This window comes from Pantoea sp. paga, assembly GCF_007558755.1.
Classification (GTDB): Bacteria; Pseudomonadota; Gammaproteobacteria; order Enterobacterales; family Enterobacteriaceae; genus Pantoea; species Pantoea agglomerans.
The window spans coordinates 345,283-362,544 of the sequence record NZ_VLTF01000004.1; the positions used below are offsets into that span (position 1 = coordinate 345,283).

General features: G+C 57.7%; 11 protein-coding genes. 10 read left to right on the forward strand and 1 reads right to left on the reverse strand.

Annotated features, from left to right (window positions below; genetic code table 11):
* The first annotated feature begins 349 nt into the window (after positions 1–349).
* From lgt to recD, 10 genes are all read left to right on the forward strand, one after another.
* On the forward strand, positions 350–1,231 hold the full coding sequence (gene lgt / locus FOV68_RS14235; RefSeq protein WP_143991119.1) for a prolipoprotein diacylglyceryl transferase: 882 nt from the start codon (positions 350–352) through the stop codon (positions 1,229–1,231).
* On the forward strand, positions 1,228–2,022 hold the full coding sequence (gene thyA / locus FOV68_RS14240; protein WP_010248642.1) for a thymidylate synthase: 795 nt from the start codon (positions 1,228–1,230) through the stop codon (positions 2,020–2,022). Before lgt ends, thyA begins: the two co-directional genes overlap by 4 nt.
* A 186-nt stretch (positions 2,023–2,208) precedes the next feature.
* Positions 2,209–2,679 carry a prepilin-type N-terminal cleavage/methylation domain-containing protein gene (locus FOV68_RS14245; RefSeq protein ID WP_031593708.1) on the forward strand — a complete coding sequence of 157 codons (471 nt, stop codon included), beginning with the start codon at positions 2,209–2,211 and terminating at the stop codon, positions 2,677–2,679.
* Entirely contained in the window at positions 2,676–3,203 is a 528-nt protein-coding gene (locus FOV68_RS14250) for a prepilin peptidase-dependent protein (RefSeq protein ID WP_143991094.1), read from the forward strand. Before FOV68_RS14245 ends, FOV68_RS14250 begins: the two co-directional genes overlap by 4 nt.
* A complete protein-coding gene (locus FOV68_RS14255) occupies positions 3,200–3,604 on the forward strand; it encodes a DUF2509 family protein (RefSeq protein WP_033758709.1) in 405 nt (134 codons plus the stop codon). The genes FOV68_RS14250 and FOV68_RS14255 overlap by 4 nt, the downstream gene beginning before the upstream one ends.
* A 25-nt stretch (positions 3,605–3,629) precedes the next feature.
* Entirely contained in the window at positions 3,630–3,890 is a 261-nt protein-coding gene (locus FOV68_RS14260) for a prepilin-type N-terminal cleavage/methylation domain-containing protein (protein ID WP_370513289.1), read from the forward strand.
* Positions 3,891–3,991: 101 nt separating this feature from the next.
* On the forward strand, positions 3,992–7,369 hold the full coding sequence (recC, locus tag FOV68_RS14265) for an exodeoxyribonuclease V subunit gamma (protein WP_143991095.1): 3,378 nt from the start codon (positions 3,992–3,994) through the stop codon (positions 7,367–7,369).
* Between the two features lie 108 nt (positions 7,370–7,477).
* Complete coding sequence (ptrA, locus tag FOV68_RS14270) at positions 7,478–10,369, forward strand: pitrilysin (RefSeq protein WP_069025330.1); 2,892 nt, start codon at positions 7,478–7,480, stop codon at positions 10,367–10,369.
* The gene (gene recB, locus FOV68_RS14275) at positions 10,366–13,905 is read left to right on the forward strand and encodes an exodeoxyribonuclease V subunit beta (RefSeq protein WP_143991096.1); all 3,540 of its coding nucleotides are present in this window, start codon (positions 10,366–10,368) and stop codon (positions 13,903–13,905) included. Before ptrA ends, recB begins: the two co-directional genes overlap by 4 nt.
* The gene (gene recD / locus FOV68_RS14280) at positions 13,902–15,743 is read left to right on the forward strand and encodes an exodeoxyribonuclease V subunit alpha (protein WP_143991097.1); all 1,842 of its coding nucleotides are present in this window, start codon (positions 13,902–13,904) and stop codon (positions 15,741–15,743) included. The genes recB and recD overlap by 4 nt, the downstream gene beginning before the upstream one ends.
* 46 nt (positions 15,744–15,789) lie before the next feature.
* Here recD and argA read toward each other — a convergent pair whose 3' ends face one another.
* The gene (gene argA, locus FOV68_RS14285) at positions 15,790–17,118 is read right to left on the reverse strand and encodes an amino-acid N-acetyltransferase (RefSeq protein WP_010248624.1); all 1,329 of its coding nucleotides are present in this window, start codon (positions 17,116–17,118) and stop codon (positions 15,790–15,792) included.
* Positions 17,119–17,262: the final 144 nt, after the last annotated feature.

Here is a 17,262-nt window from a genome sequence, read left to right on the forward strand (position 1 = left end):
AGCACAGCGAGTAATCCTCACGTACTATGTGTACGCTCCGGTTGTTGCGCGCTGTTCGTGACCAGTCTGGCTGCAACAATATACGCCTGACGGGTCAGGCTATTTTATTTGCCATTCTGGCCCTGGGCAGTGCTCACAATCCTCACGTACTACGTGTACGCTCCGGTTGTTGCGCGCTGTCCGTGACCAGTCTGGCTGCAACAATGTACGCCTGACGGGTCAGACTCTGGGCGTTATCCGCGTTTACATTTGCGGGACAATTCACAAAACCGGCTGTGCTATGATGCGCAGCCTTAATTTATGTGCCTGACAACGCCCCTTTTCAGGGTTGAAAAATAGACGGTGAATGATGAATAACGGCTATATTGCATTTCCGCAGTTCGATCCGGTGATCTTCTCGATTGGACCGGTTTCGCTTCACTGGTACGGTCTGATGTATCTGGTAGGCTTTGTTTTCGCCATGTGGCTGGCTGTCCGCCGCGCCAATCAGCCGGGCAGCGGCTGGAAAAAAGAGGAAGTGGAGAACCTGCTTTATGCCGGTTTCCTGGGGGTCTTCCTGGGTGGACGCATCGGCTATGTGCTGTTCTACAACTTACCGCTGTTCCTGGAAAATCCACTCTATCTGTTCAAAGTCTGGGATGGCGGCATGTCGTTCCACGGTGGCCTCATCGGGGTGATTGTCGTCATGCTGGTCTTTGCCCGCCGCACCCGACGTAATTTCTTCCAGGTGGCTGATTTCATTGCGCCGCTGATCCCGTTCGGTCTGGGTGCCGGTCGTCTCGGCAACTTCATTAACGGTGAGCTCTGGGGCCGTGTCGATCCGGGCTTCCGCTATGCCATGCTGTTCCCTGGCTCCCGCGGCGAAGATGTCGCGCTTGCTGCCACCAATCCGCAATACCAGGCGCTGCTCAACACCTACGGCGTGCTGCCGCGTCATGCTTCGCAGCTCTATGAACTGGCGCTGGAAGGGATAGTGCTGTTTATCATCCTGAATCTGTTTATTCGTAAGCCACGCCCGATGGGCAGCGTCTCAGGCCTGTTCCTGATTGGCTATGGCGCCTTCCGTATTATCGTTGAGTTCTTCCGCCAGCCGGATGCCCAGCTTGGCCTGTTTGAAGGCGGAATCAGTATGGGACAGATCCTCTCTGTGCCAATGATTATTGCCGGTATTATAATGATGATCTGGGCGTATCGTCGTCGCCCGCAGCCACAATTTCGCGAGGAAAAATGAAACAGTATCTGGATTTGATGCAACATGTGCTGCACGAAGGCACGCCAAAAGCTGACCGTACCGGCACCGGTACGCTTTCAATTTTTGGTCACCAGATGCGTTTCAATCTGCAGGATGGTTTTCCGCTGGTCACCACCAAGAAATGTCATATCCGCTCGATTATTCATGAGCTGCTGTGGTTTCTGAAAGGCGATACCAACATCGGTTATCTCAAAGAAAACAACGTCTCCATCTGGGATGAGTGGGCGGATGAGAATGGCGATCTCGGCCCGGTTTATGGTAAACAGTGGCGCAGCTGGGGAACGGCCAGCGGCCAGGAGATTGACCAGCTAAGCCAGGTGATGGAGCAGCTGAAGCGCGATCCCGACTCACGCCGGATTATCGTTTCTGCCTGGAACGTCGGCGAGCTGAGCGAGATGGCGCTGGCCCCTTGCCACGCGTTCTTCCAGTTCTACGTGGCGGATGGCAAACTCTCCTGCCAGCTTTATCAGCGCTCGTGCGACATCTTCCTGGGCCTGCCGTTTAACATCGCCAGCTATGCGCTGCTGGTACATATGGTGGCGCAGCAGTGCGATCTGCAGGTGGGTGACTTCGTCTGGACCGGCGGTGATACCCACCTCTACAGTAACCATCTGGAGCAGGCGCGCCTGCAGCTGACCCGTGAACCGCGTCCGCTGCCATCACTTGTTATCAAACGCAAACCGGCGTCACTGTTTGACTATCAGTTCGAAGATTTTGAGATTGAAGGCTACGATCCGCATCCCGCGATCAAAGCCCCTGTCGCCATCTGATTCGCGATAAAAGATAACGCCCTGGCACTTCGCCGGGGCTTTTTTTTGCCCGCCAACCGGTAAATCTGCGGCAACGCTCGCACGCTTCTGCCAATTGATGCTGTTGGGGAAGCTTCTCTGCGACGTGCTTTCCAGCCTGACAAACCGAGCCTTGTTTCATCTGTTCATCACCCGCACTCTGACACCATGAAAACAGCACACTTACGCGGTTTCACCCTGCCGGAACTGCTGCTGGTGATGGTGATTGCCGGCATGCTGAGTCTTGCCGCGCTGCATGGCTGGCAGCGCTGGCAACAGCGGCAGCAACTGCGCGACAGCGCTCAGCAACTACAGGGATTCCTGCTTCGGCTGCGTGCCCAGGCCAACCGGCAAAATAGCGACCTGATTTTATGGTCACGGCCTGGCGATCCCTGGTGCATCGGTGCCGGAAGCCGCCCCGTTGCAGGCTGTGATAGCCGAAAACGGCTGCAATTCGTAGCGCCGCACGCTGGCGTTGCGCTCTATGACATCCGGGGTGAACCGGGCTTCTATGGCCGACGTAATGTGGCCCGGGCGGGCAGCATTGAGTTGGGTAACAGCACCGGACGAATGCGGCTGATTATCTCGGCAAGAGCCCGTATTCGCCTCTGCATGACGGATGAGGAGACGTGCCGTTGAAAATGGCCGGATTCAGCCTGCTGGAGATGCTGATCGCCCTGGCAATCAGCGCCGTCGTGATGTTAAGTGCTGGCCGTTTTCTGCCGCTGCTGCTGGCAGAGAACGCCGGCGTGCTGCAGCGGGCGCAGCTGCGTCAGGAGTTACAGCAGATGATGGCGACGCTGGAAAAAGCGGTGCGGCGTGCCGGTTATTGTCACGGTGAGTGTGGCAGTGGGGCGCTGCAAATCAGAGAGAATTGCCTGCTGCTGCGCTGGGATGAGAACAGCAACGGAAAATGGGAAGGGGTGAGCCATGCAGAGAGTGACTATTACGGTTATCGCCTGCGACAACAGCAGCTTGAGATGCAGCGAGGTGTTGACCAGTGTCAGTCAGCGGGCTGGGAGCGGCTCTCCGATCCCGCATTTATGACGCTGGAGAAGTTCAGCGTCAGCCAGCAGGGCGCGCAGGTCAGGTTTGTGCTGCAGGGACGGGCCGGACGCTGGCTTGAAACGGTGGAGAGCTGGGTTGAGGCAGATAACCTGTGAAGCAGCGAGGCAGCAGCGCCCTGGGCATGGTGTTGATGATTATGGTCATCGGCAGCTTTACGCTGCATGCCAGCCGTAAGATGTCTGAGCAGGGAATGCGACTGCTGGCGGATGAGCAGCAGTTTATTCAGGATTTCTGGCGGGCGCAGTCTGCGCTGCAATGGGGCTTCTCCCTGAGCTGGTCAGCCAGTGAGGCGGCCAGCTGTCAGCAGGATGATCGCCAGGGCTGGCGCAGCTGTTTACAACGAGGTGAAAAGGATGAAGGTCTGCTTAAAGGGGAGGCCAGCGGCAGTGGTATGGCGGTCTGGCAGTGGGTGCGGTTACGGGGCAATCAGATTACCGCGTTGCCGCACGGCTGGATCGATTACTGCCCGCTCACGCCCCCGGCCACCTGCCAGTAAGCGCGGTGGATTCAGCCTGCCGGAAGTGTTGTTTGCTCTGCTGTTAATGGCATTAAGCAGCAGCACGCTGTTGCACTATCATCGCGCCCTGGCACTGGGATTCAGCCAGCAGTGGTATCAGCGTGAGGCATGGCGGGTGGCTGAGCAGCAACTGATGGGACATGAGAGTCCCGGCTGGACCTCAATACTGCAACAGCAGAGCGGCCCTTCAGGTTGCACCCTGGATCGGGCTGACGTGACGGGGCCTTATCAGCGCAGTGCCACCCTGACGCGGCTGCGATGTTAACTCTCCCCGGTCGCCCTTTTGATGGGTTTCAACCGCGATACGCGGTAAAGTGACAGAGCCGCAATACCGCAGTCACGTTCTGAGTTATCACAGGAGTTTTCATGTTTCACGTTTATCACTCAAATCAGCTTGATGTGCTGAAGATTCTGGCGGCTGCGGTGATTAAACATGACCCTCTTGATGATCCTTTCGCCTCAGAAATGGTGCTGGTGCAGAGTCCGGGTATGGCGCAGTGGCTGCAGATGGAGCTGGCGCAAACCTTTGGTATTGCTGCTAATATCGAATTTCCGCTGCCCGCCAGTTTTATCTGGGAGATGTTCGTCCGCGTCCTGCCCGATATCCCGGTAGAGAGTGCTTTCAGTAAGGCCAGCATGGGCTGGAAGCTGATGCACCGGCTGCCGGAGATGCTGAAGCACGAAGAGTTTGCTTCTCTGCGCCACTATCTCCATGACGACGGCGACAAGCGTAAACTGTTTCAGCTCAGCACCCGCGTGGCCGATCTGTTCGACCAGTATCTGGTCTATCGTGCCGACTGGCTCAACAGCTGGGAGCGTGGCGAAACCATTGAGGGGCTGGGCGAGGCGCAGCGCTGGCAGGCCGCCCTGTGGCGCGATCTGGTGAGTTATACCCAGGCCCTGCGCCAGCCTGAATGGCACCGCGCCAACCTCTATGCGCGATTTATCCAGACGCTGGATCAGGCGAAAAGCACGCCGGAAAATCTGCCCAAACGGGTCTTTATCTGTGGCATTTCTGCGCTGCCGCCGGTCTATCTGCAGGCGTTGCAGGCGCTGGGACGTCACATCGACATTCATCTGCTGTTCACCAATCCCTGCCGCGATTACTGGGGCGATATTCAGGATTATGCGTTTCTGGCGAAACTACAAAGTCGTCAGCGCCGACGCCATGGTGCTGATGAATCACGCGGACTCTTCCGGGATGCTGAGCAGGCACCGGCGCTGTTTAACGATGCCGGTGAACAGCAACTGACCAACCCTTTGCTCGCCTCCTGGGGCAAGCTGGGGCGTGACAACCTGTTTCTGCTGAGTCAGATGGAGTCAAACGACGACATTGATGCTTTTGTCGATGTGGAGCCGGACAACCTGCTGCACTGTATGCAGCACGATCTTCTCAATCTGCAGGATAACGCCATCATCGGACTGAATGCGGCGGAACTGGCACACAGCGATCAGAAGCGCTGCCTGGATCCGGAAGATAGGTCAATTGCGGTGCAGGTCTGCCACAGTGCCCAGCGCGAAGTTGAAGTGCTGCAGGATCATCTGCTGGCGATGATGGAGGTCGATCCGACGCTGAAAGCACGTGACATCATCGTCATGGTGGCGGATATCGACGCCTACGCCCCTTTTATTCAGGCGGTGTTCGCCAATGCACCTGCCGATCGCTATCTGCCGTTTGCGATTTCAGATCGCCGTGCCAGTCAGGCTCATCCGGCCATTGTGGCGTTTTTGCATCTGCTGGCACTACCAGACAGCCGTTTTGTCTCGGAGGATGTGCTGGCGCTGCTCGATGTCCCGGCGCTCGCTTCCCACTTTGCCATTGATGAAAGCGGCCTGCGTTTACTGCGGCGCTGGGTCAGCGAATCGGGGGTACGTTGGGGGCTGGATGATGCCAGCGTAGAAGCTCTGTCATTACCGGTTACCGGCCAGCACACCTGGCGCTTTGGCCTGCAGCGTATGCTGCTGGGTTATGCGATGGAGAGCCACAACGGTGACTGGGAAGGAATTCTGCCTTATGACGAGTCGGGTGGTCTGGTGGGGGAGCTGGCGGGACATCTGGCCGAGCTGCTCTCCCGGCTTAATCACTGGCGGCAGCTGCTTGCCGAACCCCGGCCACTGGCGGCCTGGCTGCCCATGTGCCGGGAACTGCTCAATGCCTTTTTCAGCCCCGATGCAGAAACCGAGGCCGCCTTGCTGCTGGTGGAAGAGCAGTGGCAGCAATTGATTGAATATGGCATGGATGCGCGGTTTGAAGAGGCGATTCCGGTGGCGCTGTTGCGCGATGATCTGCGTAGCCGGCTTGATCAACAGCGCATCAGTCAGCGTTTCCTGGCGGGGCAGATTAACTTCTGTACCCTGATGCCAATGCGCTCCATTCCTTTTCAGCTGGTCTGTTTGCTGGGCATGAACGACGGCGTCTATCCCCGTACTTTAGCACCGTTAGGTTTTGATCTGATGCAGCAGCAGTCCCGCAAAGGCGACCGCAGTCGCCGCGATGATGACCGCTATCTCTTCCTGGAGGCGATGATTTCGGCGCAGCAGCAGCTCTATATCAGTTATATCGGCCGGGCGATTCAGGATAATACGGAACGCTACCCCTCGGTGCTGGTCACAGAACTGCTGGATTACATTGGACAGAGTTTTTATCTGGACGGTGATGGCCATCTTGAGCTGGATGAGAGTGCCGAACGGGTGCGGATGCACCTGCAGCACCTGCACAGCCGGATGCCGTTTGCCGCCGAAAACTTCCAGCCTGCTGCCAGACTGCAAAGTTTCGCCCGTGAGTGGCTGCCTGCTGCCCGGGGCGCGGGGCAGCCCCAGCCCGATTTTGTGCAGCCACTGGAGGCGCCGTTAATTGATGCGCTCACGCTGGAGGCGTTTCTGCGCTTCTGGCGACATCCGGTCCGGGCCTGGTTCCACCAGCGGCTTGGCGTGAGTTTCTGGCTGGAGGAGAACGAACTGCCCGACAGCGAGCCGTTTGCGCTCGACAACCTTGAGCGTTATCAGATCAACGCGCAGTTGCTGAATGCGCTGGTCGAAGGCGAGGATACTCAGCGGCTCTATGCGCACCATCGTGCGGCCGGTAATCTGCCTTATGGCGCGTTTGGTGAGCTGTTCTGGCAGGCGCAGCGCGATGAGATGCAGGAAGTAGCGGCAGAAGTGGTCACCCAGCGCAGCGACGGCGAGAGCTGGGAAGTGAATCTGCAACTGGAGCAGGTCAGCTTAACCGGGTGGCTGACGCAGGTTCAGAGTGATGGATTGCTGCGCTGGCGGCCTGGCGTACTCAACATGAACGACGGACTGCTACTCTGGCTGGAACATCTGGTCTACTGCGCGCTGGGCGGCACCGGCAGCAGCCGGATGTTTGGCCGGCAGCAGAGCCGCTGGTGCTTCCTTGCCGTGTCGCAGGCAGAGGCGATTGCTGCGCTGAATGAGTATGTCACGGGGTATCTCGCGGGTATGCGTCAGCCGCTGATGCTGCTTAATAAAAGTGGCGGCGCATGGCTGACCGCCAGCTACGACAAAAAAAGTCAGCAGTTACTGACTGATGAGGCAACCCAGCTTAAGGCGCGTAATCGCCTGCTGACGGCCTGGTCAGGCAACTATCAGCTTGAGGGTGAAGGCAGCGATCCCTATCTGCAACGTCTTTGCCGGGTGCTGGATGAGCCACAACTACAGCAGATAACTGAGGCGGCACAGCGCTGGTATTTACCGGTGCTGGCTGCACATCAGGATGATGAATAGCCGATCAGAAGGCGTTTTTGCTGACTGACTCATTACACAGAAATTTTGCTCTGCTTTGAGCCGCCGCGTCCGACATTGGCGGTTTATCGGGAAACGAGAGGGGTTTACATGCGGGTACACGCACGCTGGATAGCGGCGCTAATGTTAAGCCTGGTGGCTTGCACAGCGCCGGCGCAGGCATCATCAGGCTGGCAGCCGGTTAACGACACTATTCGCAAAAGTGAACAGGATCCCCGCCACTATCAGGCTATCCGGCTTGATAATGGAATGACGGTATTACTGGTTTCCGATCCTGTGGCACCGAAATCGCTGGCGGCGCTGACGCTGCCGATAGGATCGCTGGACGATCCCGATCAGCAGGCGGGACTGGCGCACTACCTTGAGCATATGGTGCTGATGGGTTCAAAGCACTACCCGCAGCCCGACAACCTGGCTGAATTCCTGAAAAAGCATGGCGGCAGCCACAACGCCAGCACAGCCTCCTACCGCACCGCCTTTTATCTGGAAGTGGAAAATGACGCGCTGGAACCGGCAGTTGATCGCCTGGCGGATGCGGTGGCTGAGCCGCTGCTGGATCCGGTTAACGCTGACCGCGAGCGCCACGCCGTGAATGCCGAGCTGACCATGGCGCGCTCGCGCGATGGCCTGCGTATGGCCCAGGTCGGCGCAGAAACCCTGAACCCGGCGCATCCGGCGTCACGTTTCTCGGGCGGCAATCTTGAGACCCTTAAAGATAAGCCAGGCAGCAAACTGCACCAGGCGCTGCAGGACTTTTATCATACGCATTACTCCGCCAATCTGATGAAAGCGGTGATCTACAGCAACAAACCGCTGCCGGAGATGGCGTCGATTGCGGCTAAAACCTTTGGCCGCGTGCAAAATCATGACGCCAGCGTGCCGGAGATTACGGAGCCGGTGGTGACCGATGCGCAGCAGGGCATCATCATTCATTACGTTCCGGCCCAGCCGCGCAAGCAGCTCAAAATTGAATTCCGCATTGCCAACAACAGCGATCGGTTCCGCAGTAAAACCGACACGCTGATCAGCTATTTAATCAGTAACCGCAGCAAAAACACGCTGACTGACTGGCTGCAAAAACAGGGACTGGCCGACGGGGTGAATGCGGGTGCTGACCCAATGACCGAGCGTAACAGCGGCGTGTTTGCGATTACCGCGTCACTGACTGATAAAGGGCTGGCGCAGCGCGATCAGGTCGTGGCGGCGATATTCAGCTACATCAATCTTCTGCGTCAGCAGGGGGATGATAAGCGCTATTTCGATGAAGTTTCGCATGTGCTGGCGCTCGACTTCCGCTATCCCTCAATTACCCGCGATATGGATTACATTGAATGGCTGGCCGACACCATGCTGCGCGTACCGGTTGAACATACGCTGGATGCACCTTATCTGGCGGATCAGTACGATGCCGCCGCGATTAATGCCCGGCTGGAAGAGATGACCCCGCAGCATGCGCGTATCTGGTACATCAGCCCGCAGGAGCCGCACAACAAAAAAGCCTATTTTGTGGATGCGCCTTATCAGGTTGAGAAGATCACCCCACAAACCTTTGCAGACTGGCAGCAGCGCGCCAGCCAGATTACGCTGGCGATGCCCGTGCTGAACCCCTATATCCCGGACGACTTTACCCTGCTGCCGTCAGACGGCAAAACGTATCAGCATCCGGTGAGACTGGATAACCAGGACGGTATGCGCATTTACTGGATGCCGAGCCGTTATTACGCCAGCGAGCCAAAAGCGGCGATCACCCTGGCGTTACGCAATAAGCACACCATCAGTGATGCCCGTCAGCAGGTGCTGTTTGGCCTGAATGACTACCTTTCCAGCCTGGCGCTGGACGAGCTAAATTCACAGGCTTCAGTGGGCGGTATCAGCTTCTCAACGGGTGAAGATGAAGGGCTGGTGTTCAGCGCCAACGGCTTCACTCAGCGTCTGCCGACCCTGCTGAAGAAACTGGTGGAAGGTTATGCCACTTTCCAGCCAACAGAACAGCAGCTGGAGCAGGCGAAATCCTGGTATCTCGAGCGGCTGGACGCGGCGGAAAAGGGCAAAGCGTTTGAACAGGCGATTCAGCCGATGCAACTGCTGTCGCAGCTGCCATATACCCAGCGCGAGGCTCGCCGCAAGCTGGTAAGCACACTCTCACTTAAGGATGTCACTGACTATCGCGATACGCTGTTCCGCGACGCGACCCCGGAGATGCTGGTAGTGGGCAACCTCAGTGCTGACAGCGTGACGCAGCTGGGGCATGAGCTCAAACAGCAGATGCAGAGTCATGCGATCCGCGACTGGCACAGCCAGTATGTCTCGATTAAAAAACCGCTGAAAGCCAACCTGCAACAAAAAGGCAGCAGCACCGACTCCGCCCTTGCCGCGCTCTATGTTCCACTGGGATACAGTGAATATCAGAGCATGGCGCACAGCTCCATGCTGAGCCAGATTGTGCAGCCGTGGTTCTACAATCAGCTGCGGACCAAAGAGCAACTCGGCTACGCGGTGTTTGCCTTCCAGATGCCAGTGGGTCGCCAGTGGGGGATCGGCTTCCTGCTGCAAAGTAACAGTAAGCAACCGGGCTGGCTGTTGCAGCGCTATCAGGCCTTCTACCCGCAGGCGGAAAAACGTCTGCGCAGTATGAGCCAGGCAGACTTTGCCCAGTATCAGCAGGCGATGATCAATGATTTGCAGCAGCGTCCTCAGACGCTCTTTGAGGAAGCGGATCGCTTCAGCCGCGACTTTGATCGGCAGAATGATCAATTTGATACCCGGCAAAAAATGACAGAGCAGGTTCAGCGGTTAACCCCGGCCAGCCTGGCAGACTTTTTCCGGCAGGCTGTGATCGAACATAAGGGCATGGTGATGACCTCGCAGATTGCGGGCACCGGCAATGGCAAAGTTGAGTTTGCCCGTCAGCCTGGCTGGAAAACCTGGAGTGAAGTGGCACAACTGCAGCAGTCGCTGCCGGTAAAGAGTGAGATCCAATGACGCAGTTACCTCCCGTATCGCTGAATCCTTTAACGCTGCCGCTCAAAGGTGAGCGGCTGATTGAGGCGTCAGCGGGCACAGGAAAAACCTTTACCATTGGTCTGCTCTATCTGCGCCTGCTGCTGGGGCTGGGCGGTGAAAACGCCTACAGCCGGCCGCTCTCTGTCGAAGAAATTTTAGTCGTGACCTTTACCGAGGCCGCGACCGCCGAATTGCGCGGGCGCATCCGCGAGAATATTCATCAGCTACGTCTGGCCTGTATCCGTGGCAAAAGCAGCAATCCGATGCACCAGTTACTGCTGGAGCAGATGCCGGATCTGAGTCAGGCCGCCGCGCAGTTGCTGGCTGCCGAGCGGCAGATGGATGAAGCCGCCATTTTCACCATTCACGGCTTCTGTCAGCGGATGCTGAATCTCAATGCCTTTGAGTCGGGCATGCTGTTCGAGCAGGAGTTGATTGAAGATGAGCAGGCGCTGCTGAAGCAGTCGGCCGCCGATTTCTGGCGTCGTCAGTGCTATCCACTGAGTCTGGATGTGGCGCGGATCATCGCCGCAGAGTGGAGCGGGCCGGACAGTCTGCTGGCCACGCTGCGCCCCTGGCTACAGGGGGAGTCGCCGGGGCTGAAACGTCCGCCTGCAGCCGATGAGACGCTGGCATCACGGCACGCCCGCAATCTGGCGCGCATCGAGGCCATCAAGCAGCAGTGGCAGGCGCTCAGCGCCGATGTTGAGGGCATTATCACTGCATCGGGCGTTGATAAGCGCAGCTACAGCAGTAAACATCTGCCCAACTGGGTCGCCCGCGTCACGCAGTGGGCCAGCAGCGACACGCTGGATTATCAGTTGCCCAAAGAGCTGGAGCGCTTTGGACAGCAGGTGCTGGAGGAGAAAACTAAAAAGGGTGAAGCGCCGCGTCATTCGCTGTTTGAGGCGATCGATCAGTTTCTGGCAGAACCGCTGTCGCTGCGGGATGTCATCATTGCGCAGGCGCTGACCGATGTGCGCGCCACGGTGCAGCGCGAGAAACGCTTACGTGCGCTGTTAGGCTTCGACGATCTGCTCAGTAAACTGGATGAAGCGTTGCAGCAGCCAGGCGGCGTTTTGCTGGCAGAAACCATCCGGGCGCGTTACCCGGTGGCCCTGATTGATGAATTCCAGGATACCGATCCGCAGCAGTACCGCATCTTCCGCACCCTCTATATTAATCAGCCTGAACAGGCACTGTTTCTGATCGGCGATCCCAAGCAGGCGATCTATGCGTTTCGCGGTGCGGATATTTTTACCTATCTGCGGGCCAGAAACGAAGTCAGCGCTCACTACACGCTCGATACCAACTGGCGTTCATCACCTGAGATGGTCGGGAGCGTCAACCGCCTCTTTTCTCAGCTCGATTCGCCTTTTCTGTTCTCGGCGATCCCCTTTCAGCCGGTTAAGCCTGCTGCGCCCAATCAGTCACTGAAACTGATTTTTGACGAGCAGCAGCAACCGGCGTTACGGTTCTGGCTGCAGCCTGGCGAGGGCGTCGGTAACAGCGATTACCAGCAGTTTATGACACAGCAGTGTGCGGCCGATATCAGCCGCTGGCTGGTGGCCGGACAGCAGGGGAGGGCCCGCCTGGGCAAAGGCGAGGTGCTGCAGCCGGTGCGGGCTTCCGATATCACCGTGCTGGTGCGCAGTCGCAATGAGGCCGGTTTAATCCGTGACGCGCTGAATGCGCTGGCGATTCCTTCGGTCTATCTCTCCAGCCGGGACAGTGTCTACACCACGCCGGAAGCGCGCGAACTGCTCTGGTTACTGCAGGCGATACAGGCACCTGAGCAGGAACGTCTGCTGCGCAGCGCGCTGGCGACCTCAATCTTTGCTATTGATGCAGCAACGCTCGACGCGCTGACACAGAATGAACGCGAGTGGGATGCGCTGGTTGAGCAGTTTGCCGTCTGGCAGCAGCTCTGGCATCAGCGCGGCGTGTTACCGATGCTGCGTGATGTGATGATCAAGCGGCAACTGGCAGAGAATATGCTGGCCTCAGAGAACGGTGAACGTCGCCTGACTGACCTGATGCATCTGGGCGAACTGCTGCAGGAAGCTTCGGTGCAGCTGGAGAGTCCGCACGCCCTGGTGCGCTTCCTGGCGCAGCAGATAGCCCGGCCAAACAGCCAGGCCTCCAGCCAGCAGTTGCGTCTGGAAAGCGACCGCCATCTGGTGCAGATCATCACCATCCATAAATCGAAAGGACTGCAATATCCGCTGGTCTGGCTGCCATTTGCTGCCGGGTTCCGCGAGGCGGCCAGCGCGCTTTATCACGATCGCGACACGTTCACGGCACTGCTGGATGTGCAGGGTGATGCACAAAGTCTGGCGCTGGCCGAAGAGGAGCGCCTGGCGGAGGATCTGCGTCTGCTCTACGTGGCGCTGACCCGTTCGGTCTATCACTGCAGCGTCGGCATTGCGCCACTGATCAAAGGCACCCGCAAAAAAGAGGGCGAAAGCGATCTGCATAAGAGCGCGCTGGGCTACCTGGTGCAGCAGGGCGAGGCGGCGGATGCGCAACAGCTCAGTCAGCGACTGAATGCGTTAACCGGTGAAGGGATTGCGCTGGTTGAAGAGGGGCTGCTGCCGGGAGAAATGTGGCAGGATGCGCAGCTGGGTGATGAGGTTTTAAGCAGCCGCGACATTACGCGCGCGCTGGCTGACGTCTGGCGGGTAACCAGTTATTCAGGCCTGCAACAGCATCACAGCTCGCCGCTGCTGGATGCGCTGCCCAACTTTGATATTGATGCCGCGGGCGAAGAAGAGAAGGGTGAAGAGGCTGCATTGACACCCCACCACTTTCCGCGCGGAGCGGCACCCGGTACGTTTTTGCACGGTCTGTTTGAGTCGATCGACTTTACCGAACCGCCGGACAGCGTCTGGCTGGAAGATCAGCTGCAGCATAATGGCTATCCGCTGAGCTGGTTGCCGGTTCTGGAACAGTGGATTGACCGGGTCTTACATACGCCGCTCAATGCTGAGGGGCTGACGCTGTCGGCGATAAAAAGCAGCGAACGCCTGATCGAGATGGAGTTCTATCTGCCAATCAACAATCTGCTGACCGCGGCGGATCTTGACGCTCTGCTGCGCCGGCACGACAGCCTCTCTCAGCAGGCCGCCCCCCTGGATTTTCGTCAGGTGCGGGGCATGCTGAAGGGCTTTATCGATCTGGTCTTCCGCTGGCAGGGAAAATATTATCTGCTCGACTACAAATCGAACTGGCTGGGGGATAGCCACGCCGCTTACACGCCAGAGGCGATGGCGCAGGCGATGATTGGCCACCGCTACGATTTGCAATATCAGCTCTATACGCTGGCGCTGCATCGCTATCTGCAGCATCGTTTGCCGGACTACGACTATCAGCGTCATTTTGGTGGGGTGTTTTATCTGTTTTTGCGCGGGATGGATGGCAGCTCGCCGGACAACGGCATTTTCACCACCCGACCTGCCGAAGCCTTTGTGGAAGAAATTGATGCACTGTTTGGTGAAAACGGGGAGATGTTATGAGTGACATGCTGAGTCTGCTGCTGCAGGCGGTAGAGAAGCGTCTCCTGCGGCCGCTGGATATACAGTTTGCCCAACTGGTAGCCCCGGAATCACAGCCTGGGCTGCTGCTCGCTGCGGCCTGCGTCAGCGCTGACGCGGGTGAGGGGCACGTCTGTTTACCGCTGAGCAACCTCTGCGAAGCGAATCTGTTCGCTGGTCGCCAGCCTGCGCTGGCTCAGGCGATCTGGCACGCCGCTGGTGCGCCGGAAGACTGGCCAGCACGCTTTGCTGACTGGTCGGCTGTCAGTGATGGCAGCCTGGTTACGCCGCTGGTGCTGAGCAACCAGCGTTTATATCTGCATCGACTGTGGCAAAGCGAAGGCCGGGTCGCCGACTTCTTCGCTGCGCAGGAAGTGAAAACCGCGTTTGATATGCATGCTGCAGGCGACGTGCTGAACAGCCTGTTTGACGACCAGCCGGAGAACTGGCAGAAAATTGCGGCGGCCGTGGCGCTGACCCGCAAGACTGCGGTCATTTCCGGCGGGCCGGGTACCGGCAAAACCACCACCGTAGCGAAACTCCTCGCTGCCCTGATTCGTCTGAACCCCGGTGCACTACGGATTCAGCTGGCGGCACCGACCGGCAAAGCCGCCGCGCGACTGACCGAGTCACTGGGCAGCGCACTGCAGGATCTGGCGGTCAGCGACGAAGAACGCCGGCGTTTTCCTGCCGAAGCCACCACGCTGCATCGCCTGCTGGGTGCACAGCCCGATACTCAGCGGCTGCGCTACCATGCCGGTAACCTACTGCATCTTGATGTGCTGGTAGTGGATGAAGCGTCGATGGTCGATCTCTCGATGATGGCAAACCTGATTGCCGCGCTGCCTGCCCATGCCCGCGTCGTGTTTCTGGGCGATCGCGATCAGCTGGCCTCTGTTGAAGCCGGTGCAGTGCTGGGCGATATCTGCCGCTGCACCGAAAGCGGCTACAGCCTGGCGCGGGCAGAACAGCTCGCCCTGCTGACCGGCTGCACACTGCAGGGCAGTGATGATGTGCAGGCACCCGCAGTCCGCGACAGTATCTGTCTGTTGCAGAAGAGTTATCGTTTTGATGACTCATCAGGCATCGGCCAGCTGGCAAAAGCGATCAACCGTGGCGATGCAGAGCAGGTCAGGGCGGTGTTTGCTGCGGCGTATCAGGATATCAGTTACCAGCCGCTGAACAGCGCTGACGCTTATCAGGCGATGCTGGATGAGGTCGCACTGGGTTATCAGCCCTTCCTACAGTTGATCAAAGAGCAGGCGCCGCCCGCAGAGGTGATTGCCGCTTTTGGCCGTTATCAACTGCTGTGTGCATTACGTGACGGGCCATTTGGCGTGCAGGGTCTGAACCAGCGTATTGAGCAGCGACTGATGCAGCTGCAGCGCATCCGTCGTCCTGGCATGGGCAGCCGCTGGTATGAAGGGCGTCCGGTGATGATTACCCGAAATGACAGCGCGCTCGGCCTGTTTAATGGCGATATCGGCATGACGATGCGGGATGAAGAGGGCAACCTGAAGGTCTTTTTCCCGCTGCCGGATGGATCGATCAAGGCGATTCAGCCGAGCCGGTTACCCTCACATGAAACGGCCTGGGCGATGACGGTGCACAAATCACAGGGATCGGAGTTTGACCATACCGCGCTGGTGATGCCCACGCAGTTTCTGCCGGTGCTGACCCGTGAACTGGTCTATACCGCGATTACACGTGCACGGCGGCAACTGACCATCTACAGCGAACCCGGTGTATTTCAGCGTGCCGTGCAGCTGCAAACGCAGCGACGCAGCGGTCTGGTGGAACGACTGGGGGAAACCGGCTGAGAAGAGAGGGGACAGACCACGTGGGTGGCGCCTGTCCCTTACTGAATCAGGTAAGGTCGGCCATCAACACTTTTGAACGGCGCTGATAGTTATACATCTCTTTTTTACTCTCGGGCAGCGACTCAATATCTACCGGCGTAAAGCCGCGTTCCTGGAACCAGTGGATGCTGCGGGTGGTTAACACAAACAGTTTTTCCAGCCCCATCTGGCGTGCCTGAAGTGCCACGCGCTGCAGCAACATCTCACCACGTGAAGAGCTGCGATAGTCAGGATGAACCGCCACACAGGCCATTTCGCCAATCTTCTCATCCATAAACGGATAGAGTGCTGCACAGGCGATGGTCAGATTATCGCGCTGAATGATGGTGAACTTATCAATTTCCATTTCCAGCTGCTCGCGCGAGCGACGCACCAGAATACCCTGCTGCTCCAGCGGACGGATCAGTTCGAGGATGCCGCCGATATCATTGATATTGGCGCGACGGATCTGCTCTGCCGACTCCATAACGATCTGGGTACCGATACCGTCGCGTGAGAAGAGCTCCTGCAACAGCGCGCCATCTTCCTGATAACTGATTAAATGGCTGCGGCGTACACCACTGCGGCAGGCTTTCACCGCACCACGCAGGAAGCGGACAGTCCCGGAAAGATAATCGCCTTCCTTTTCAATCTCGTCGATACGAGCCTGCGCATCATTCGGGAAGAGCTCGGAGATGATTTCACCTTCGCTGTTCAGCACGCCCTGCTCAGAGCAGAAGCCGATCATTTTTTCCGCTTTGAGTTTAATCGCCAGCTGGGTAGCCACTTCTTCCGAAGTCAGGTTAAAGCTTTCGCCGGTAACAGAAACCGCAACCGGGCCCATCAGCACAATCGCATCGTTATCCAGCTGACGATGAATGGCCTCTTCATCAATACGACGGATACGGCCGCTGTGACAGTAATCCACGCCATCATCCACGCCCAGCGGCTGTGAAATAATGAAGTTGCCGCTGACTACATTGATATGCGCGCCCTGCAGCGGCGTATTGTTGAGACTCATTGAGAGGCGGGCCGTGATATCTAACTGCAGCCGGCCGGCGGCCTGCTTCACTAACTCCAGCGATTGCGCGTCGGTCACCCGGGTAAACTTATGATAAACCGGCTCCAGCTGCTGCTGAGCCAGGCTGGCATCAATCTGCGGGCGTGCGCCATATACCACGACGAGGCGAATGCCCAGGCTGTGCAGCAGGCCGATATCATTAACGATGCCAGAGAAGTTCTCATGCTCAATCGCTTCGCCACCCAGCATGATGACAAAGGTTTTACCCCGGTGGGCATTGATATAGGGAACGGTATGGCGAAAACCCTGAACCAGTTCGGTACTACGTTCCTTCACGGCCAACCCTCAGTGAATGTTTATTCGTATTTTTTGTATTTTTATGCTTTTACGCCCGGTTTTGCAAGTCTTAATCCTGACGAAAATTTACGTTTTTCTGGGTGTCAAAGCCGCTAACAGCCTGCATTATTTAAGGTTTCCGGG

Excerpts from the sequence above, each read along its gene's own strand:
- lgt (WP_143991119.1), top strand. The coding sequence starts at position 350 with ATGAATAACGGCTATATTGCATTTCCGCAGTTCGATCCGGTGATCTTC.
- thyA (WP_010248642.1), top strand. The coding sequence starts at position 1,228 with ATGAAACAGTATCTGGATTTGATGCAACATGTGCTGCACGAAGGCACG.
- FOV68_RS14245 (WP_031593708.1), top strand. The coding sequence starts at position 2,209 with ATGAAAACAGCACACTTACGCGGTTTCACCCTGCCGGAACTGCTGCTG.
- recC (WP_143991095.1), top strand. The coding sequence starts at position 3,992 with ATGTTTCACGTTTATCACTCAAATCAGCTTGATGTGCTGAAGATTCTG.
- ptrA (WP_069025330.1), top strand. The coding sequence starts at position 7,478 with ATGCGGGTACACGCACGCTGGATAGCGGCGCTAATGTTAAGCCTGGTG.
- recB (WP_143991096.1), top strand. The coding sequence starts at position 10,366 with ATGACGCAGTTACCTCCCGTATCGCTGAATCCTTTAACGCTGCCGCTC.
- recD (WP_143991097.1), top strand. The coding sequence starts at position 13,902 with ATGAGTGACATGCTGAGTCTGCTGCTGCAGGCGGTAGAGAAGCGTCTC.